The organism is Streptomyces sp. NPDC002156 (assembly GCF_053593675.1).
In genome coordinates, this window is the sequence record NZ_JBSFDA010000077.1 from 1 (window position 1) to 20,312 (window position 20,312).

Annotated in this window: 19 protein-coding genes and 1 pseudogene; 12 read left to right on the forward strand and 8 right to left on the reverse strand. The window is 70.6% G+C overall.

What is annotated here, in order from left to right; all coding sequences use genetic code 11:
* Positions 1–59 precede the first annotated feature (59 nt).
* From ACWCRB_RS27805 to ACWCRB_RS27815, 3 genes and pseudogenes are all read left to right on the forward strand, one after another.
* The gene (locus tag ACWCRB_RS27805) at positions 60–1,418 is read left to right on the forward strand and encodes a phospholipase (protein WP_450998645.1); all 1,359 of its coding nucleotides are present in this window, start codon (positions 60–62) and stop codon (positions 1,416–1,418) included.
* A gap of 64 nt (positions 1,419–1,482) precedes the next feature.
* Positions 1,483–2,382, forward strand: a complete 900-nt coding sequence (locus ACWCRB_RS27810; protein WP_450998646.1) for an aldo/keto reductase — start codon at positions 1,483–1,485, stop codon at positions 2,380–2,382.
* A gap of 208 nt (positions 2,383–2,590) precedes the next feature.
* A pseudogene (locus tag ACWCRB_RS27815) lies at positions 2,591–3,535 on the forward strand (hydrolase); the annotation flags it as partial.
* A 99-nt stretch (positions 3,536–3,634) separates the two neighbouring features.
* Here the strand turns inward: ACWCRB_RS27815 and ACWCRB_RS27820 are convergent.
* Positions 3,635–4,342: a dienelactone hydrolase family protein gene (locus tag ACWCRB_RS27820; protein WP_450998647.1), complete on the reverse strand. Its 708-nt coding sequence runs from the start codon at positions 4,340–4,342 to the stop codon at positions 3,635–3,637.
* Positions 4,278–5,156, reverse strand: a complete 879-nt coding sequence (locus ACWCRB_RS27825) for a phosphatase PAP2 family protein (RefSeq protein WP_450998648.1) — start codon at positions 5,154–5,156, stop codon at positions 4,278–4,280. The genes ACWCRB_RS27820 and ACWCRB_RS27825 overlap by 65 nt, the downstream gene beginning before the upstream one ends.
* A 248-nt stretch (positions 5,157–5,404) precedes the next feature.
* Here ACWCRB_RS27825 and ACWCRB_RS27830 point away from each other — a divergent pair, with 248 nt between their 5' ends.
* A complete protein-coding gene (locus tag ACWCRB_RS27830) occupies positions 5,405–5,809 on the forward strand; it encodes a VOC family protein (RefSeq protein WP_450998649.1) in 405 nt (134 codons plus the stop codon).
* A 52-nt stretch (positions 5,810–5,861) separates the two neighbouring features.
* The gene (locus ACWCRB_RS27835; RefSeq protein ID WP_450998650.1) at positions 5,862–6,932 is read left to right on the forward strand and encodes an adenosine deaminase; all 1,071 of its coding nucleotides are present in this window, start codon (positions 5,862–5,864) and stop codon (positions 6,930–6,932) included.
* Here ACWCRB_RS27835 and ACWCRB_RS27840 read toward each other — a convergent pair.
* Both ACWCRB_RS27840 and ACWCRB_RS27845 read right to left on the reverse strand, forming a co-directional pair.
* A complete protein-coding gene (locus tag ACWCRB_RS27840) occupies positions 6,914–7,429 on the reverse strand; it encodes a mycothiol transferase (protein WP_450998651.1) in 516 nt (171 codons plus the stop codon). The genes ACWCRB_RS27835 and ACWCRB_RS27840 overlap by 19 nt on opposite strands.
* Positions 7,430–7,457: 28 nt before the next feature.
* Complete coding sequence (locus tag ACWCRB_RS27845) at positions 7,458–8,357, reverse strand: LysR substrate-binding domain-containing protein (protein ID WP_450998652.1); 900 nt, start codon at positions 8,355–8,357, stop codon at positions 7,458–7,460.
* A gap of 120 nt (positions 8,358–8,477) precedes the next feature.
* Between ACWCRB_RS27845 and mgrA the strand changes: the two genes are divergently transcribed.
* The 5 genes from mgrA (at position 8,478) to ACWCRB_RS27870 (ending at position 14,426) form a co-directional block, all read left to right on the forward strand.
* Positions 8,478–9,470 (forward strand): L-glyceraldehyde 3-phosphate reductase, encoded by a 993-nt coding sequence (gene mgrA, locus ACWCRB_RS27850; RefSeq protein ID WP_369031623.1) that lies wholly within the window; start codon positions 8,478–8,480, stop codon positions 9,468–9,470.
* A 503-nt stretch (positions 9,471–9,973) separates the two neighbouring features.
* Complete coding sequence (locus tag ACWCRB_RS27855) at positions 9,974–10,384, forward strand: hypothetical protein (protein WP_450998653.1); 411 nt, start codon at positions 9,974–9,976, stop codon at positions 10,382–10,384.
* A 69-nt stretch (positions 10,385–10,453) separates the two neighbouring features.
* Positions 10,454–12,796 (forward strand): FHA domain-containing protein, encoded by a 2,343-nt coding sequence (locus ACWCRB_RS27860; protein WP_450998654.1) that lies wholly within the window; start codon positions 10,454–10,456, stop codon positions 12,794–12,796.
* Positions 12,797–12,825: 29 nt separating this feature from the next.
* Complete coding sequence (locus ACWCRB_RS27865) at positions 12,826–13,419, forward strand: hypothetical protein (RefSeq protein WP_450998655.1); 594 nt, start codon at positions 12,826–12,828, stop codon at positions 13,417–13,419.
* Complete coding sequence (locus ACWCRB_RS27870; protein ID WP_450998656.1) at positions 13,416–14,426, forward strand: serine/threonine-protein kinase; 1,011 nt, start codon at positions 13,416–13,418, stop codon at positions 14,424–14,426. Before ACWCRB_RS27865 ends, ACWCRB_RS27870 begins: the two co-directional genes overlap by 4 nt.
* 27 nt (positions 14,427–14,453) lie before the next feature.
* Here the strand turns inward: ACWCRB_RS27870 and ACWCRB_RS27875 are convergent, their stop codons facing one another.
* Positions 14,454–14,867, reverse strand: a complete 414-nt coding sequence (locus ACWCRB_RS27875) for a nuclear transport factor 2 family protein (RefSeq protein WP_450998657.1) — start codon at positions 14,865–14,867, stop codon at positions 14,454–14,456.
* Between the two features lie 33 nt (positions 14,868–14,900).
* Positions 14,901–16,190: a streptophobe family protein gene (locus ACWCRB_RS27880; RefSeq protein ID WP_450998658.1), complete on the reverse strand. Its 1,290-nt coding sequence runs from the start codon at positions 16,188–16,190 to the stop codon at positions 14,901–14,903.
* A 173-nt stretch (positions 16,191–16,363) separates the two neighbouring features.
* Between ACWCRB_RS27880 and ACWCRB_RS27885 the strand changes: the two genes are divergently transcribed.
* Both ACWCRB_RS27885 and ACWCRB_RS27890 read left to right on the forward strand, forming a co-directional pair.
* Positions 16,364–17,662, forward strand: coding sequence for a DUF6777 domain-containing protein (locus tag ACWCRB_RS27885; protein WP_450998659.1), 1,299 nt, complete (start codon positions 16,364–16,366; stop codon positions 17,660–17,662).
* A gap of 115 nt (positions 17,663–17,777) precedes the next feature.
* The gene (locus tag ACWCRB_RS27890; protein WP_450998660.1) at positions 17,778–18,275 is read left to right on the forward strand and encodes an ATP-binding protein; all 498 of its coding nucleotides are present in this window, start codon (positions 17,778–17,780) and stop codon (positions 18,273–18,275) included.
* Positions 18,276–18,316: 41 nt separating this feature from the next.
* Here ACWCRB_RS27890 and ACWCRB_RS27895 read toward each other — a convergent pair whose 3' ends face one another.
* Positions 18,317–19,204: an RNA polymerase sigma factor SigF gene (locus tag ACWCRB_RS27895; RefSeq protein WP_450998661.1), complete on the reverse strand. Its 888-nt coding sequence runs from the start codon at positions 19,202–19,204 to the stop codon at positions 18,317–18,319.
* Positions 19,205–19,461: 257 nt separating this feature from the next.
* Entirely contained in the window at positions 19,462–20,238 is a 777-nt protein-coding gene (locus tag ACWCRB_RS27900; RefSeq protein WP_450998662.1) for a class I SAM-dependent methyltransferase, read from the reverse strand.
* Positions 20,239–20,312 lie beyond the last annotated feature (74 nt).

The window sequence follows — 20,312 nt, forward strand, 5'->3', positions numbered from 1 at the left end:
GTTGCTGGTGAGGACGACGAAGGGGAAGGCGTTGCAGCGGACGCGTCCGCGTTCGACGCGTGGGTGCCGTCGCCCGTGGTTTCCCAGTCGACGGCGAGGATGTCGCGGCACCCGCACCGCCCGCCCTGGCCGCCCCCGTGCCGGCCGCCGGCGCCTACTACGTCCAGAGCGCCACCACCGGACTCAACGCCGCCGACGACGCAGGAGCCGTCGAGCAGCACCGGCCCAAGGGCAACGAGGACCGCCAGCAGTGGACGCTGCGCGCGAGCGGAACCTCGTACCTCCTGGAGAGCACCGACACCGCGGGCTCCTGTCTCGGCCGCTCCGGCGACCAGGCCAGGACCGTCGCCTGTACGAGCGCCGACGCGCCCTGGGAGATCACCCCCTCCGGCACCGACCAGTACACGCTCAAGGCCCCGGGAACCACCCGCTACTTGACGGTCGCCGCCAAGCCGTCCGGCGCCAACTACCCCGACCAGCTGACCATCGGCGGCTCCGGAAGCCTCGCGGCCTGGTACCTCACCCCGGTCACCCCCACGGTCAGCCCGATGCCCTCTGCCGACCAACGCACCCTGGACCAGGTCACGTTCCTCACCTCCCACAACGCCTACGCCAACGGCGTCGACGGCGGCTTCGCCCCGCCCTTCGTCAACCTCGTCCCGAACCAGACACGCGGTATCAACCAGCAACTCTTCGACGGCGTACGGGGGTTCATGCTGGACATCCACCAGACCTCCGACGGCGCGATCCTCTGCCACAACAGCTGCACCCTTGTCAGCAGCCCGGTCGCACTCTGGGTGGACCTCCAACGGATGGTCGACTTCCTCAAGCAGAACCCCACCCAGGTCGTCACCGTCTTCCTGGAGGACTATGTCGACCCGGGCGTCCTGCGCAGCGAACTCGCCCGCGTCAGCGGCCTGTCGGACGTCCTCTACCGCCCCGACCAGACCGGCGTACGCCAGAACGGCTGGCCGAAGGTCGCCGACCTGATCGCCGCCAACGACCGCCTGCTGATCTTCACCGACCACAGCCGCTCCGCCGACCAGACCGCAGGCCTGACCCGGGACACCTTCGGCGTGATGTACCAGCGCGAGTGGACGGTCGAGAACTACTGGTCCATGGGCGGCGGCGTCGGCTCCTCCGACTGGTCCTGCTACAGCCGCTGGTACGGCGCCGACTCCAACACCCCGCTGACCCTCACCCAGGGCGCCTTCAAGCCCCTCTTCGTCATGAACCACTTCCGCGACGCGGCGATCACCTCCACGACGACGACCGACAACACCAAACTCGCCGACCGCGCCCAGCGCTTCTGCCAGCCGGCCGCCCGCAAGAAGCCCAACTTCCTCGCCGTGGACCACTACAACCTGGGGAACCCGGCTTCGGCGGTGTCCACGCTGAACACGTACGTGTATCCGTAAAGGGAGCCAAAAGGACGGTAAGAACGCCGATCCGGTGCCCGGGGCGCGTGCGAGACTCCGCCGAATGACCTCGCAGACGATCACCGCGGAAGCCGCGGGCACCTGGAAACTCGGCGATCTCACCGTCAACCGGCTCGGGTTCGGAGCCATGCGGCTCACCGGCAGCGCGGCCTTCCATCTCGGCACGCCCAGCGATCGCGAGCGGTCGCTGGCCGTGCTGCGGAAGGCCGTCGAGCTCGGCGTCAACCACATCGACACCGCCGCCTTCTACTTCTCCGCCCTGCGCTCCGCCAACGAACTGATCAACAGCGCGCTGGCGCCGTACCCGGACGACCTCGTCATCGTCGCGAAGGTCGGGCCGTACCGCGACTACGCGGGGGACTGGGCCACCTCCGCCCGCCCCGACCAACTGCGCGCGCATGTCGAGGAGAACCTGCGCCAACTAGGCCGCGACCACCTCGACGTGGTCAACCTGCGGCGGATGCGGCAGGACTCCATCGCCGAGCACTTCGGGGCGCTCGCCGATCTGCGCGAGGCCGGTCTGATCCGCCACCTGGGGATCTCCGGGGTCGAGCCCCGGCACCTCGCCGAGGCGCAGGCGATCGCCCCGGTGGTGTGCGTGCAGAACCGGTACGCGCTGGACCGGCCCGACCCCGAGGGCGACGAACTCCTGCGGCTGTGCGGGGAGTCGGGCATCGCCTTCGTGCCCTTCTTCGCCGTCGCGGGGAACGGAGGAGAACGGGGTGTCACCGACACCCACGACGACGCGGTGCTCGCCGTCGCCCGCGCGCACGGTGTGAGCCCCGCCCAGGTCCGGATCGCCTGGAGTCTCCACCAGGGAGCGCATGTCCTCGCCATCCCGGGCACGGGCAACCCGGAGCACCTCGTGGACAACGTGGCGGCGGGCGGACTGCGGCTGACGAGCGAGGAGTTGGCGCGGCTGGGCGCACTGCATCGCCCGTAATCCACCGCAAGTGCCCCTTGTCGACCGGGGGTTACCCGTCCGTAAGAGCTTTACGTGAAAGCCCGGCCGGGCCTCCCGGTGGCGTGGATCTTGTCGGTACGGTCCTGCCTTGTGTGTACCGGGAGGGCTCCAACGCCCGGTCTACGCGCGCAGATTCGGCACCCGCACCGCCTTCCCCCACATCCCCCCACCCATGGAGGAACGCCAGATGTACGCCATCACCGGGACCCGGCACAGACTCGCCTCGGCCCTCGCCGTGCTCGGTCTGATCGCCACCGGCGTCGCCGTCCAGGCCACCGCCACCGCGACCCCCGCCCACGCGGCCACCACGCACCGCGTCCTCTTCGACAACGCCCACGCCGAGACCGCCGGCAACGCCGACTGGATCATCTCCACCAGCCAGCCCGACCCGCTCTCCCAGGACTCCGCCCCCTCCGACGAGACCGACTGGACCGGCGCGCTCTCCTCCTGGGGCGTCGCCCTCCAGCAGACCGGCGACTACAGCCTCAAGACGCTGCCCTCGGGCTCCAGCCTCGCCTACGGCGGCTCCACGGCCACCGACCTGTCGAACTTCGACACTTTGGTGCTGCCCGAGCCCAACACGCTGTTCACCACGGCCGAGAAGACCGCCATCATGAAGTTCGTCCAGAACGGCGGCGGCCTCTTTATGATCTCCGACCACACCGGGGCCGACCGCAACAACGACGGCGAGGACGCGGTCGAGGTCCTCAACGACCTGATGACCAACAACAGCGTCGACTCCACCGACCCGTTCGGCTTCTCCATCGACTCGCTGAGCATCAGCTCCGGCTACCCGGCCGCGATCAGCGACAGCACGAACGCCGTCCTGCACGGCACCTTCGGCACGGTCACCAAGAGCCTCATCGCCAGCGGTACGACGGCCACCCTCACGCCCGCCGACAACTCCGCCGTCAAGGGCCTGCTCTACCGCTCCGGTTACTCCGGCAACACCGGCGCGTTCTTCCTGACCAGCACCTACGGCAGCGGCCGGATCGCCTTCTGGGGCGACAGCTCCCCGATCGACGACGGCACCGGCCAGTCCGGCAACACCCTGTACGACGGCTGGAACGACACCGGCGCCACCAACGCCCCCCTCGCCCTCAACGCCACGGCCTGGCTCGCGGGCGCGAGCGACTGATCCAGCCGACAGAGCAGCGGTTCGGGACCGGAAGGTCCACGGGCGGGCCCGGGAACCCCGGGCCCGCCCATCGCCCCGTACGGGAGCCAGCGCTCAGCGCACCCGCTCCCGCAGGAACGGCACCGTGCTCTCCCACGCGCGGGTCGCCGACTCCGCGTCGTACACCGGGCGGGAGTCGTTGAAGAAGGCGTGGTCCGCCGGGTAGACGCGCAGATCCGCGGTGATACCCGCCTGCTCCTTGATGGCCTCGCGCAGCGGGTCCAGGCTCTCCACCGGGATGCTCGCGTCGAGTTCGCCGTAGTGGCCGAGCACCTCGGCCTTCAGGCCGGAGAAGTCGGGCAGCTCGCCCTGGATCACGCCGTAGAAGGGCACAGCGGCGCTGACGCGCGGGTCGGCCGCGGCCTGGTAGAGCACGAAGCCGCCGCCCATGCAGAAACCGACCGATCCGACTGTTTCCGATGTGACCTCGGGCCGGGCCAGCAGGTAGTCGACCGCGCCGGTGAGGAGTTCGACGCCCTTCGGTACCGGCAGGGCCCGCAGCATGCGCAGCGCCTCCTCGCTCTCGTGCGCCACGTTGCCGCCGTAGAGGTCGGGGGCGAGGGCGACGAAGCCCTCCTGCGCGAGCCGGTCGGTGACGTCCGCTATGTGGTCGTTGAGGCCCCACCACTCCTGGATGACGATGACGCCGGGCCCGCTGCCGGACGGAGGCAGCGCCAGATAGCCGTGCGCGGTGGTGTCAGCGCTGGGAAACGTCACGTTCTGGCGGGACGGGTATCCGGTCGGCTTCGGCAGCTCGGACATGGCACTCAACTCCTGGAAGGGCAGCGCTCGGTGGGGGTGCGCCGCAGTCGTCGGACTCCGACGCGATCTCCACCTTGCCATGCGCGGGTCCGGCCCCCGATCCCGGCCCCGGTATGCCGGACAGCAGCACCCCGCGCACACCGGCGCCGTCGCCGCGCAGCGCCCCACGCACCCCGGTCCCGTCGCCGCGCAGCACCTCCGCGCACGCGTCCGGCGCGAAGCGCGTCACCGCGTACGCCGCCAGGCCCAGCCACCACGCGGCGAACAACCAGCCGCCGACGACGTCCGAGAACCAGTGGACGCCCAGATAGACCCGGGTCAGCCCGACCAGCACGCCCCAGCAGCCGACCGCGGCGGCGATCGCGGACCGCCCACGTGGGGCCCGTATCCACACGGCCAGGATGAGCAGCCCCGCCGTGACGGCCGATGTCGTGGTGTGGCCGGAGGGGAACGACCAGTGGCCGGCGTCCGTCGCCCAGTGCGCCACGGCGGGCCGGGGCCGGGACAGCAGCGCCATCACCGAGAACCGCACCGCCTGGGCTGCGACCAGGCAGACCAGACAGGCGGCGGCCGCCAGGATCCGCTGCCGCGCGGTCCGGCCCAGCAGACAACCGGCGAGGGCGACCAGGGCGTACGGAACGAAGCCCGAGCCGGTGTGGGTCACCACCCGGGCGAGGGTGACGACCACCTCCGGGCGGTGCGCGAGAGACCACTCCAGCAGATCCCGGTCGCCGAAGAGAGTCCCGCCGCCCTGGACCATCACCGTTACGCCGAGCAGCACGAGCAGCACAAACGCGACCAGGCTCCCCAGCATCGGGGAGCCCGCCCTTGCGACAGCCTGCTCACGGTTCACATCTGCTCGACGATCACGCCCCGGCGATCGTTCCCGGAACCTCACGGACGCGGACGAGATCACCCGTGCGGGTACGGAGATGACACACCCGGGGTGTTACGTATAACCTCACCCGTCAACCGCACGTGATCCGCAGGTCAACCGGACAGTCCGGCGCACCCGCGCCTGCGCCCGGACCGCACCCGCACCCGAGAGGCCGAGGAGAGCCGATGAGACGCATCGCACTTGTCACCCTCGTCGTGGACGACTACGACGAGGCGATCCGTTTCTACACCGACGCCCTCGGGTTCCGGCTGGTTGAGGACACCCCGCGCCCCGACGGCTCCCGCTGGGTGGTCGTCGAGCCCGGCAGCGGACAAGGAGAAGCCGGCACCGGCCTGCTGCTCGCCCGGGCCAAGGGCGAGGACCAGCGCGCCCGGATCGGCGACCAGACCGGTGGACGCGTCGGGTTCTTCCTGCACACGGACGACTTCGCCCGCGACCACGCCCGGATGAGCGCCGCAGGCGTGACCTTCCTGGAGGAGCCGCGCCACGAGACGTACGGCTCGGTCGCCGTCTTCGAGGATCTGTACGGCAACCGCTGGGACCTCCTCCAGCCGACCGCCACCGACTGACCCGCAGCCACACCACCCCACCGCACCACCACCTGCCGAGGAAACACCGCACATGACCGCGTCCCACGTCGACACCGACACCCTCCGCCGCCTCCCCAAGGCCGTGCTGCACGACCACCTCGACGGAGGCCTGCGCCCCGCCACCCTGGTCGAACTGGCCGCCGAGGTCGGGCACACCCTGCCCACCACCGACCCGGACGAGCTGGCCGCCTGGTACTACGAGGCCGCCAACTCCGGTGACCTGGTGCGCTACATAGCCACCTTCGAACACACCCTCGCCGTGATGCAGACTCGCGAGGGCCTGCTGCGCACCGCCGAGGAGTACGTGCTCGACCTCGCCGAGGACGGCGTCGTCTACGCCGAGGTGCGGTACGCCCCCGAGCTGAACGTGAACGGCGGGCTGACCCTCCCCGAGGTCGTCGAGACCGTCCAGGAGGGCCTGGCTGCCGGTATGGCGAAGGCCGCCGCCGCGGGGACCCCGGTGCGGGTCGGGACGCTGCTGTGCGGGATGCGCATGTTCGACCGCGTCCGGGAGGCCGCCGACCTGGCCGTGGCCTTCCGGGACGCCGGTGTCGTCGGCTTCGACATCGCGGGCGCCGAGGACGGCTTCCCGCCCGCCGACCACCTTGCCGCCTTCGAACACCTGCGTGGCGAGAGCGTGCCGTTCACGATCCACGCCGGCGAGGCGCACGGCCTGCCCAGCATCCACCAGGCCCTCCAGGTCTGCGGTGCCCAGCGCATCGGCCACGGCGTCCGCATCACCGAGGACATCGTCGACGGCAAGCTCGGCCGCCTCGCGGGCTGGGTGCGCGACCGCCGGATCGCCCTGGAGATGTGCCCGACCTCCAACCTCCAGACCGGCGCCGCCACCTCGATCGCCGAGCACCCCATCACGACTCTGAAGGACCTGGGCTTCCGGGTCACCCTCAACACGGACAACCGGCTGGTCTCCGGCACGACGATGACCCGCGAGATGTCCCTGCTGGTCGAGGAGGCCGACTGGACGGTCGAGGACCTGCGCACGGTGACCGTGAACGCGGTCAAGAGCGCGTTCATCCCGTTCGACGAGCGCAACGCCCTCATCGAGGACGTCGTCCTGCCGGGCTACGCCTCGGCGCTCTGAAGCAGTCCCCGCAGATAGGCGGCCTGGCCGACGTGCTGAAGATCGTCGGCCAGGACGCTCACCAGCCGTACGCCGAGCGTGACCGGCGGGTCCCAGTTCTCGTCGACGATGTGCTCCAGGTCCCCGGAGGTCAGACCGTGCAGGGCTGACAGGGTCTGGGCGTGAACGGCGTCGTAGTAGCCGGTCAGCAGTTCGGGCGAGTCGACCCGGACCTTGGCGACCTGCGCCGAGGAATGGCCGTATCCGATGTCACGGGGCTTCAGATCGAGGCCGAAGCGCTTCTCCCAGTCCTGTGTGAGCCACACCTGGTCGAGACCGAAGGCACCGGCCACATGGTCGTCCTGGACCCGGGTGAGATGCCAGACCAGCCAGGCGATCGAGTTGGCGTCGGGGCCTGGGCGGTGGTTGAGGTCGTCGGGGCTCAGGCCCTCGACGGCGGCGTGGACTTCTTCCTGGATGCGGGTGTACCCGTCGATGAGGATGTCCTGTGCATGCATGAGGTCCAGCCTCCCGCATTCCGGCCCGTCATGCCCCCTCGGTCTCCCGCTCCGTCTCCAGAAGGGCCATGAGCGCCCGTGCCGCAGGGCTGGTCGCCTCCGAGGCGGGCAGCAGGGCGACCGTCTCGTACACGGTCTCGCCGGTGCCCTTGACCGGGAGCGCCGTCAGCGACTCGCGCTTGTGCCGGAAGTGCCGGGGTACGACGGCCACACCGAGGTTCTCGTCCACGAGGTCGAGGAGACTGTGCACGTCGTTGACCTCCAGGGCGACCGTCCGGCGCACGCCCGCCTCGGCGAAGGCGGCGTCCGTGGTGCGGCGTGGTCCCCAGTCCGGGTGGAAGTCGACGAACACCTCGCCGCCCAGGTCCTCCGGGGTCACGGCCGCGCCGACGGCCGCGAGCCGGTGGCTCGGATGGCACAGCATGGTCATCGGCTCGCTGCTCAGCGGTACGGCACGCAACTGGTCGGTCTCGTCCCGTGTCCCGCGGACGGCGAAGGCCAGGTCCAGACGCCCCGCGGCCACCTCCTCGGCCAGCGCGCCCGAGCCCGCCTGCCGCAGACAGATCTCCACGTCCGGGTGCTGCCGCCGGAACGCGGCGAGGAGTCCCGCCACATGCACCCCGGCGATGCACTGCTCGGAGCCAAGCGCGAGCATCCCGCGCAGTACCCCCTGCACCGCGGCCACCGCCTCGTGGGCCGACCGCACCTGGGCGAGGATCCGCTCGGCCTCGCCGAGCAGCGCACGCCCCGCCGGGGTGAGCGTCACCCGGCGGGTGGTACGCACGAACAGCGGCGTCTGCAGCTCCCGCTCCAGCGCGCGGATCGAGGCCGACAGACCCGACTGCGACACCATCAGGCGTTCGGCGGCCCGGGTGAAGTGCTGGTCCTCGGCGACCGCGACGAAGTGCTGAAGATGGCGTAGTTCCATGATTGAGAAGCCTATCCGCTGAATTCCATCCGATTCTCCTGTTGGACCACTGCCCGTTCCCGGGGGAAGAGTAGGAACAGCAGGGATCACATCCGCCGTGCCAACCCCTCTGGAGTCGCGTTGTACACCGCACACACCGACCGTTACGCGGACATGCCCTACCGGCGCACCGGACGCAGCGGTCTGAAGCTCCCCGCGCTGTCGCTCGGCCTGTGGCACAACTTCGGACCCGACCGCCCCGTCGACACCCAGCGGGCCATCCTGCGCCGCGCCTTCGACCTCGGCGTCACCCACTTCGACCTGGCCAACAACTACGGCCCGCCGCCCGGCGCCGCCGAGTCCGCCCTCGGCGAGGCACTCAAGGCCGACTTCGCCCCGTACCGCGACGAACTCGTGATCTCCACCAAGGCCGGCTATCTGATGTGGCCGGGCCCGTACGGCGAATGGGGTTCGCGGAAGTACCTGCTGTCCTCGCTCGACCAGAGCCTGACGCGCATGGGCCTGGACTACGTCGACATCTTCTACTCGCACCGCCCCGACCCGGAGACTCCCCTGGAGGAGACGATGGGCGCCCTGCACACGGCCGTCCAGCAGGGCAAGGCGCTCTACGTCGGCATCTCCAACTACTCCGCCGAGCAGACCCGTGAGGCCGCCCGCATCCTGGGCGAGCTGGGCACCCCGCTCCTCATCCACCAGCCGCGCTACTCGATGCTCGACCGCCGCCCCGAGGACGAGGGTCTGCTGGACGCGCTGGACGAGCTGCAGGTCGGCTCCATCGTCTTCTCCCCGCTGGAGCAGGGCCTGCTCACCGGCCGCTACCTCAACGGCATCCCGGCGGACTCCAGGGCGGCGAGCGACAGCCCCTTCCTGAACTCCGACCGGATCACCGAGGACCTCGTGCAGCAGCTGCGCGCCCTCGACGACATCGCCAAGTCCCGTGGCCAGAGCCTCGCCCAGCTGGCCCTGGCCTGGGTGCTGCGCGGCGGCCGGGTCACCTCCGCCCTGGTCGGCGCGAGCAGCCCGCAGCAGTTGGAGGACAGCGTCGCGGCCATCGGCAACCTGGAGTTCTCCGACGAGGAGCTGGCGCGAATCGATGCGGTGATCAAGGCCTGATCTTTTGCCTGATCCTTTCTCGCTCCGATATGAACGGAACCGGGTGGTCGGCCGTACTGTCACGATGACGCCTCTTCCCGGTCGCCGGGATCAAGGAATCTGACGGATTCCGGCCAGGTCAGGCGGGTCCAGCCCCAGGTGGCGGGCTTTTGCACGGTACGGCTGTGAATTGCCTGTCCGCCCCGGCGGCCTTTTCGCTGGTGGTCATCGTGCCCTCCATTCCCAGTGGTCTTCGCTCCAGAGACCGCTGGGAAGCGGAGCGCCGATCGCCAATCCTGTGCTCCTCGGGAATCCCCGTAGATCCGCCGACGGTAAAAGAGACCGTCCCGTCGGATTCTGGTCCATACCTGCCAGGAATATGCCAGACGAATGCCTGGAGACTGGCCGGAAAGGCGTGGTGACAGAGTGTCAATAGTGAAGATACTCAACTGGTAGAACACCGCACGACCGAGTGAGCCGCAGGGAAAGCGAGGCAGGGCCGGCAGGCGATCGGGGGAAAGACCGTGCACGACGAGTTCCTTTGCCATGTCACGGCGTACGGCGTCTGTGCGGGCCGGCGAATAGGCGTACCGCTGGGTACGTATCGCGCGCCCACCCTGGCACTGGCCCTGTGGTGGTTACGGGACCGGGCGAACTGGATCGCCGAACGGCTCGATCCGCAGCCCGAGGAGCAGTACTTCCCCCCGAACTCGCTCATCCCGGTCGCCGCCACCGTGCCCGACGTCCCCGGTCTGCTGCGCGCCTGGAGCATGGACCAGTACCAACAGGAGCTGGTCGCCGACGAGTTGGCGGCCGGCCGGCTCGTCCGGATCGCCACGTACGACGAGACCACCGAGTACGAACTGCTCGCCGAGTCCGTCGACGCCCTGCGGATGCAGCGGACCACCCCGGCGCTGGTCGTCCCGGTCGCCTAGGTTGCGGGAGTTCGGAGCCCCTGGGGGCTGGCCAGGCGTATATAAGGACGAATCGCTAGAATTCTGGGCATGGCAGACCGGTCGGTTGCGCCGCCTGCGCCCGAACTCGTCCTGGAGACGGAGGCGGGCTCCACGTTGATGAGCCCGGGTCACGCCTATCACGTCGGACGCGACCCGCTCAGCGAGATCGTCATCGACGACGCCCGGGTCTCCTGGCACCACGCGGTGCTGCGGCAGGAGGACGGCCACTGGACGGTCGAGGACGAGAACAGCACGAACGGCACGTACGCCGACGGTCTGCGCGTCCATGAACGGGACATCGGACCTGGCAGCGTCCTGCGCTTCGGCAGCCCCGCCGACGGGCCACGCGCCGTCCTCGTCAGCCCGCCCCCGCCGGCCCGTGAACGCCCCTCGGCGGTCTCCATGCCCGGCATGACCGGCACCTTCCGCCAGCCGACCACCGTCCGGCCGCTGTCCACCCGTACCGTCCGCATCGGCCGCGCCGCCGACAACGACCTGGTCGTCGACGACCTCCTCGTCTCCCGCCGCCACGCCGAACTGCGCGCCCACCCGGACGGGACGTACGAGATCGTCGACCTCGGCAGCCACAACGGGACGTTTCTCAACGGCGGGCCCGTCGCCCGGGGGATCGTCGCGCCCGGTGACATCGTCGGCGTCGGACACTCCGCGTTCTGCCTGGTCGGCGACCAGCTCCAGGAGTACGTCGACACCGGCGAGGTCTCCCTCGACGTGCAGGACCTCACGGTCGCCGTCGACCACGGCCGCAAGACGCTGCTGGAGGGCGTGTCCTTCCCGGTGGGGGAGAAGTGCCTGCTCGCGGTCGTCGGACCCAGCGGCGCCGGCAAGTCCACCCTCCTCAACGCCCTGACCGGACAGCGCCCCGCCGACCACGGCACGGTCCTGTACGACGGGCGCGACCTCTACCGTGACTACGCCGAACTGCGCCAGCGCATCGGCCTGGTCCCGCAGGACGACATCCTGCACGCCCAGCTGACCGTGCGCGGAGCGCTCTCCTACGCCGCCGAACTGCGCTTCCCCCAGGACACCGCGAAGCAGGAGCGACGGGCCCGCGTCGACGAGGTGGTGCGTGAACTCGGCCTGGAACAGCGGGTCAAGCAGCCCGTGCACAGCCTCTCCGGCGGCCAGCGCAAGCGGGTCAGTGTGGCCCTGGAGCTGCTCACCAAGCCGTCGTTGCTCTTCCTCGACGAACCGACCTCGGGCCTCGACCCCGGGATGGACCGCTCGGTGATGCACATGCTGCGCGGCCTCGCCGACGACGGCCGGACCGTCATCGTCGTCACCCACAGTGTGCTCAGCCTCGACGTCTGCGACCGGCTGCTGGTGATGGCTCCCGGTGGCAAGGTCGCCTACTACGGGCCGCCCGAGGACACCCTCGCCTTCTTCGGGTACGAGCAGTGGCCCGAGGCGTTCGAGGCCTTCGAGCGCGACCGGGAACGGGACTGGGCGGGGGACTACCGCGCCTCGCCGTTCCACCGGCAGTACATCGTCAACTCGACCTCACAGCCCCGACTGCCGACTTCGGGCCCGGTCGCCACCACCCCGCCCCCGCCCAAACCGCAGAGCTGGGGCGCCCAGTTGAGCACCCTGGTACGCCGCTACACGGCCGCCCTGAGCGCCGACCGCACCTTCCTCGCCATCATGATCGCCGTGCCGTTCGTGATGGGCGCGATGGCCCGGGCACTGGCAGGCAGCAAGTTGACCCAGGAGACGGCGATGAACGCGCTGCTCATCCTGTGCGTCGGCGGAGTCCTGACAGGGGCGGCCAACGCCGTGCGCGAACTGGTCAAGGAGCGCGTGATCTACCAGCGCGAACGGGCCGTCGGCCTGTCCAGATCGGCGTACCTGATGTCGAAGGTCGTCGTCCTCGGGACGATCACCGTCGCCCAGGCCGTCGTACTGACGCTGGTCGCGCTGCTCGGCGTCGACCTCAACGCACCCGGCGGCGAGGGCGTGTTGATGCCTCCCCTCGTGGAGATCACGGTCGCCGTCGCGCTGCTCTCCTTCACGGCGATGATGCTCGGGCTGCTGGTCTCGGCGCTGGTCCGCAAGGAGGAGGTGACGATGCCGCTGCTCGTGCTGCTGGCCATCGTCCAGGTCGTGTTCTGCGGGGCACTGCTGAAACTCGACGGTGTCCCCGGTATCGAGCAGCTCTCCTGGCTGGTGCCCTCGCGATGGGCGCTCGGCGCGATGGCGGGGACCATCGGGCTGTCCCGGATCGTCCCCGGGGAGCTGACCGGCGACCCGCTGTTCGAACACTCGGCCGGGGTCTGGCTGCTCAACACGGGGATGCTGCTCGTGCTCTCGGTGGTCTTCGGCTATCTGGTCCTCCGGCTGCTGCGGCGGCACGAACCGGCTGTCATGCGGAAGTAGAAGGGGGCGGGAGAGGTGGGGTGGGTGAGATGACGTCCCCCGGTTTCCGGATCACCGGGTTCCGGCCCACGCATGTCGTCCCCGGGGACGGCATGGCCACCTGGGAGGAGCCGGACCCGTCCCGGCCCACGGTGCCCCTCGACGCGCTGTTGCCGGTCGAGCTGGTCGAGCGGCGCGGTGACTGGGGGCATGTGCGGTGTGCGAACGGCTGGTCCGCGTGGGTCGACGGACGGCTCCTGGTCGCCGTACCGCAGGACCCGCCCGCCGCGGGCGCCCCGCTCGCCCGCACCGCCGACCCACGGCCCCTGCTGGCCCGAGCGGAACAGACACTGGCCCGGTATCGCGGCGCCGTGGAGGAGTTGACCGGGGGCGCACTCGACCGGGAGTCGTTCCGGGGGCGTACGCACGGACAGCGGATCGGGATCGTCGTCGACGGGGAGTCCGTGTGGCTGTACGACGCCGAGCACGAGCGCTGGGTGTACACCGACGGCACCCGGCTCAGCACCTACGCCGCCGACCGGGAACCCGCCGCCCCCGCGCACGAACCGACCCAGGTGGTGCCCGACCTGGGCCACGCGCCCACCCAGGTCGTCAGGGACGACGGCGACGGCGGCGGCCGATGAACCGCGACCCGGACCGCGACACGCGTTCGCACGCGGGACGCCCCTCCGACCTGATCGGGAAGCAGCTCGCCGGCTACCGCGTCGAGGCGGAGATCGGCCGGGGTGGTATGGCCGTCGTCTACCGGGCCAGGGACCTGCGCCTCGACCGGACCGTGGCCCTGAAACTCCTCGCCCCGGAACTCGCCCGCAACGACACCTTCCGCAAACGCTTCACCCACGAGTGCCGGGTGGCCGCCGCGATCGACCATCCGCACATCGTCCCGGTCTTCGAGGCCGACGAGAAGGACGGCATCCTCTACATCGCGATGCGGTACGTCGAAGGCAGCGACCTGCGTCATCTCCTCGACCGCGAGGGCCCGTTGACGCTGACCGCCGCCACCCGTATCGCCGCCCAGGTGGCCTCCGCGCTCGACGCCGCCCACGAACACGGCCTCGTCCACCGGGACGTGAAACCCGGCAACATCCTGGTCGCCCGGGGCACCGACAGAGACCACCCCGAGCACGTCTACCTCACCGACTTCGGCCTGACGAAGAAGTCACTGTCCCTGACCGGCTTCACGACGGTCGGCCAGTTCGTCGGCACCCTCGACTACGTGGCCCCCGAGCAGATCTCGGGCCGCCCGGTCGACGGCCGCTGCGACGTCTACGGCTTCGCCTGCGTCGTCTACGAACTCCTCGTGGGCCACCCGCCGTTCCGACGCGACGACGACATGGCCCTGTTGTGGGCCCACCAGTACGACGAGCCGCCTCCGCTGACCGAGGAGCGCCCCGAACTCCCGGCCGCCGTCGACCCGGTGTTCGCGAAGGCCCTCGCCAAGACCCCCGACGACCGCTACGACTCCTGCCTCGACTTCATCGCCGCACTCCGCGCAGCCCCGACCTCGCCCACGGGGCACGCCACCACGAAGGTGGTCCGCCTGCCCGAGACCACCGAGGAACCCCCACCACAGCCTCCGGACTGGGCCCGCCCGGTGTTCACCCGGCACGGTCACCGACGGTCGGGGTAACAGGCGCTGGGGCGCGTACGGTCGGCGCTAACTCTGCCCGAGCCCACCCAACGGCACCCGTCGCGCGGACACCTTCCGGTACGAGATGCGCCAGCCGCCGTCGACCCGCACCACCGTGTCGTCGTACGTCACCGAGCCGCACGAACCGTCCGCCATGACGCCCAACCCCTTGGAACGGGCGTGCACTTGGCCGCCGGACCCCTCGGTGACGACGACGTTCGTGACGTGATGGGCGACAGGATTGGCCGCGCCGCGGGCGAGTGCCGCCTCCGTGAGCGAGGCGAGACCGGTGACCAGGTCCTGGCCGAAGTCGGAGAGGTCGTACACCACGTCCGGGGTGAACACCTCCGCCGTGCGGTCGAGATCCCCGTCGTCGACGAGGTGACCGTGCAGCGCGATCAACTCCGTGACGGCCAGCCGGTCTTCGGCACTCAACACCATGGCGCCACGCTCCCACGCCCGCCGGGCACCCGCCTAACGGATTTCGACTTCTCCCCGCCGATGCACCCGCCGGGCAAGGAGTGCCCCCAGGAACCCCGTGACCAGCCCCCACAGCAACGCCAGGCCGAGCGCTCCCCACAGTTGGGGTCGCAGGAACAGGCTGCCCGAGAGGTTGCCGCCGAAGTCGCCGAGGCCGAGGACGGACAGGCCGTAGTGGGCGTCGATCCGGCCGATCAGGCAGATCATCAGGACCGTGAGGGCGAGCGCGACCGCCATGTGCACGGCGTGCTGCCAGGCGCGCACGCGGGCCGGTGAGCGGGCCGCCATCAGGAACGCGGCGGCCAGCAGCAGTACGGCGTCGACCACCACCAGCCACCACACCTTGCCGTCGTAGTCGGCGAGGGTGTTCAGGTTGAGCCTGGCCGTTTCGTCGGTGCGCAGGACCTGGTCGAGGACGTGCGGCATCGGGAGTCCGAACGGGCCGTCCACCCGGCCCTCCCAGGTGGCGCCCAGTCCGGTGGTGAGGGCCAGCCAGACCAGGTTCGGCATACCGAGGAGGACCAGCGCGAGGGACTGCGCGGGCTGTCCGCGCGTCACCGCCACGACCAGCGCGATCACGGTCCCGGTGGCCACGAAGACGAGCAGCAGCACGACCATGGCGTACGCGGCCGGACGTACCGACTCCTGGAACCGCAGCAGCCGCGCCGGCAGCGGGGCCCCGCGCGAGACCAGCAGGGCCAGCACCAGGACGCCCGCCAACCACAGCACACCGGCGAGAAGCGTCAGCGGTACGTCCGTCTCGAAGCCGATCTGTGGTGAGGCGCCGAAGATGTCGCCGATGTCGGCGAGCGTGCCGTCGCCCAGCGAGACCGCGAAGGTCTGACGGGCCGCGAACGCCAGACCGGTCAGACCCAGCAGCCACAGGACGGCGATCCGCGCGGCCCAGCCCGCCAGCTCGCGGGCACCGGCGACGGCCCGGTGCCGCAGCGGGCGCAGAAAACCCGCGCCGGTCACCAGCGCCCCGACGAGCGTCACCGACAGCGGCATCACGGTCAGACCGCCCGCTGTCTCGGCGAGACCTCCGGCGTCGCCCGTGAGGTCGACGGTCCCGCCGACCGCCGTCACGACGGTGGCCGTGACGACCCGGGGGAACGCGCCGTCCGGCAGATCGCCCGCACCGGCCGCCCACAGCCCCAGCCCGGCGGCCAGCACCATGGCGGCCAGGCCGGTCAGCACCACGGCCAGTGCCTGCACCCAGCCGTGCCGGGAGACGGTCCGCTCCTCGCCCAGGATCGGCACGGGAGCGGGGGTTCGCGTGCTCACCCTGCCACGCTAAGCAGCACTCGGGTGGTGCGCCTGTCGGGGCTCCGGCCGAACGGAGCGAAGGCGTCCGCTTGCGGGCGGCCCGGGGGCGGGGCGCACAATGGGCACGTTGTGGAAGAAAGCGGCAGGAATCGGGGCGAGTGCCGCAGGAGCCCACGTCGGAAGAAGAGCCCGTGAGCGTCGAACAGCCGTCCTCCGACCGCCCCACCGGACCGCCCTCCGGCCCTCTGTCCGGCTCCTCCCAGCCGCCCGCAGGCCCACCGTCCCAGCCGCCCACCGACGGCGGAGGTGGCGGGGGCGGCACGGGAGAAGGGCCCGGGCGCGACCCCGCCTGGTGGAGGTCGGCGCCCCGCATCGCCGTGCTCGCCACCTCGGTCGTGGTCGCCGTCGCCCTGATCGTCGTCCTCACCCGCTCCGACAGCGGCTCCGCGGGCACCTCCGACCAGGCGGGCGGCGAGGTCTTCCTCCAGGCCGCCGACAAGTCGGGCCCCGACCCCTTCACCGAGTCCACGGCCAAGGACAGCTCCGCCCCGACGGCCGCAACCCCCACCGCCACGGTCTCGGAGACAGCCACCGCGAACGTCGTACGGCGCGTGGACGGCGGCGCGGCCGGCCTCTACGGCGGCACCCGCAAGGTCGCCAGCTGCGACGTGGAGAAGCAGATCCGGGTGCTCCGGGCGGCCCCCGCGAAGAACGGCGCCTTCGCCTCGGTCCTCGGCCTTCAGCCGGCCGGGGTCCCCGCGTATTTGCGCTCGCTCACCCCCGTACAGCTGCGCATGGACACCCGTGTCACCAACCACGGCTACCGGGACGCCGCCGCCACCACCTACCAGGCCGTCCTCCAGACCGGCACGGGCGTCCTCGTCGACGACCGCGGGCGCCCGCGCGTGCGCTGCGCATGCGGCAACCCGCTCACCGACCCGGTACGGCAGAGCGCCGCCCGCCCGCGAGGCGACGCGTGGCCGTCGTACCGCACCTCGAACGTCGTCTACGTGGCGCCCGCCGTCACGGTCGTGAACATCTTCGTCGTGTACGACCCCGACCGCCGTGACTGGTTCCACCGGCGCCCGGGCGACACGGGCGGCAAGGACAAGAAGACCGATCCGCCGGTCAAGGATCCGACCCCGTCCGTGAGTTCGTCGGAGAGGTCGTCGACGCCGTCGCAGGGGTCCTCGGAGCCCTCGTCGCCGGACCCCTCGGAGCCGAAGTCCTCGAAGTCCTCGGAGCCGACGTCCGCGGCGCCCGGTCTGCTGCCGCAGCGGTCACCGGTGCCGTGTGTGTCCTCGCCCACCGCGTCGCCCGCGTCACCGGCCGCAACGGACACCGCGGACCCGTCCGCCACACCCTGCCCGTCGGCATCGAGCGCGCCTCCCTCCTCCTCGTCCCCGGCCCCCGAGTCGTCACAGTCTCCGCCCGACGAGAGCCTGTCGGAGAGGGCGCCCGAGTCGGTCTCCACCTCGCCGTCCTACTGAGGTTCCGTCAGGGGCGAACGCAGCCTCCGGGGACAGGGGGACTGCGTCGCGCGGCTCGGGGTACGAGCAGTGATGCGACCGGGTCCGGCTGGACCGGTCACCGAGAGAGAAACGCATGATCGACCACCTGGGCGGAGCAGTGATACCGACTGGTTTCGACGCGCCCGTCGAACCGCTGCGACGGGCGACGCACTTCACCGGCGAACCGGGCTGCATAGCGGAGGCACGCGCCTTCGCCGAGCACTTCCTGGAGCAGCTGAGGAAGGAGTGGTGTGCCCCGGCAGACGGGCGTGCCGACGGTGAACTGGTGCTGGTGGTGAGCGAGTTGGTCACCAACGCGGACCGGCACAGTCACGGACCGTACGTCCTCGAACTCGAGGGCACGGACACCGCCGTGACGGTGTCCGTGTACGACAGCAGCGCCGCGCTGCCCCTGCGCTACCCGCGGGACCCGGAACGGATCGGGCGGCACGGTCTGGAGATCGTCCACGCGCTCGCCACCGAGGTGACGGCGCGCAGGGTGCCGGTCGGCAAGTACGTGCGCGCCGTGCTGCCGCTCAACCAGAGCCAGGGAGCCGGCCGGTCATCGGCGCAACCGGCGAGGCAGGCGTAGTCCGAGGACTACGCCTGCCTCCGTGGCGGGGTCCGGGTGGGTCAGGCGTAGTCCAGCTCGCCGAGCATGCCCTCGCGCAGCCCGGTGATGATGCGCTTGATCAGCCGGGAGACATGCATCTGCGAGCAGCCGAGCAGCTCGCCGATCTCCGCCTGGGTGGCCTCCTCGACGAACCGCAGATGGATGATCTGCCGGTCGCGGTCGCTGAGTTCGGCGAGCAGCGGGGCGAGCGACTGGAAGTCCTCGACCAGCCGCATCCCGTGCTCCTCGACCCCGATGAAGTCGGCCAGCACGGCTTCGCCGTCCTCGGGCCCGTCGCCGGTCAACGCGGCGTCGAGCGACGCGGAGTTGTAGCCGTTGGCGGCTATCTGGCCCTCGACCACCTCTTCCTCGGGCAGGTTCATCAGGGTGGCGAGTTCGGCGACCGTCGGATCGCGGTCCAGCCTGCTAGCCAGTTCCTCACGGGCCTTGGCCAGTTCGACGCGCAGCTCCTGGAGCCTGCGCGGAACGTGCACCGCCCAGGTCGTGTCGCGGAAGAACCGCTTGATCTCACCGATGATGTACGGCAGCGCGAACGACGTGAACTCCACCTCGCGGGACAGCTCGAACCGGTCGATGGCCTTGATCAGGCCGATCATCCCGACCTGGACGATGTCCTCCATGTCGTCGCCGCGGCCCCGGAAACGCCCGGCGGCGAACCGCACGAGCGACATATTCATCTCGATCAGGGTGTTGCGCGCGTACTGATGGTCGTGCGTGCCCTCTTCGAGTTCGGTGAGGCGCTGGAAGAACTGGCGGGACAGCTCCCGTGCGTCACGAGGGGCCACCTTTCGCGGTTCCGGGACTCCGGGCAGTGGGGCGTCACCCGTCCTGGTCCTGGCGGTGTCCTCGACGACCTCTGCCTTCGACCGGATCATGGCGGTGTCCATTACCTGTACCTCTCCCACGAAACATCACACTACGGATGATGGAACCGTTCCGGAATGCGCGTACCCGGTCAGCCGCCGAGCATGCCACCTGTGATGTTCCCTACCCGGAACGGGTGGACGCCAGGTGTGAAAAGCCCACGGAACGACGGGTGTTGACCTGCCGGTAAGGTCCGTGGCGCCGGTCGGGGCGGCGGCGTAGACACCGTGGGGCGATTGCTGGCCACCGGTCGGGGGATCGGCGTAGGAGACCCGCTTGCTCAGGACACCCGGGTCGCCGTGATCAGCTCGTGGAGGTAGCGCTTGGTGATCCGGCCGCCGTACCGCGTCTCGATCAGGTCCCGGATGCAGGCGAGCAGGCCCTGTCGGGAGGGCGCGTCGAGTGCCCGGTGGCTCGAGTAGGTGAGCAGGACGTCGATGTACTCGTCGACGGTGTACGCGATGTCCCGGGCGTGGCGCCGGACGGTGACGTCGGTGAAGTGCTCGGAGCGGTCCCACTCTTCGGTGTCCGTCGAGGTGTCGGCCTCGTCGACCTGTTGCAGATCGGGTGGCGTGGCCGGGTCCCAGTGCTCGTAGCAGCGCTGCACCCGATCGAAGAAGTCGACCGTGCCGCCCTTGACGTGGTGGGTGGTGACGACGGCGAACGTGCCGCCCGGCCGTAGTGCCCGGGCCGCCCTGGGAAGTCGTGTCGCCGGGTCGAGCCAGTGGAACGCGGTCGCCACGACGACCAGGTCGAACGGCTCGGGCGGCAACGGCCACTGCTCGAAGTCGGCGACCGTCACCTCCGCGAGCGGGAACGCCCGCAGATTGCGCCGGGCCACCTCCGCGAGGGACGGGCCCAGTTCGACGGCCGTGATCCGGCAGCCCAACTCGGCGAGCGAGACGGTGAGTTGGCCCGTGCCGGGAGCGATCTCCAGGACGCGGCTGCCCGGACCGAGGCCGGCCACGCGGGCCAGGTCGTCCACGAGGGCTTCCGGATACCGGGGGCGGGCCCGGTCGTACAGTTCCGCCGCCTCGTCGAAGGTGTCACGCAGCATGCTCGCTCGCCCCTTTTGCCTGTTCGCCCCGCCGTGAGGATTCCACCCAGGGCAGAATGCCGATCCCTTCCCTC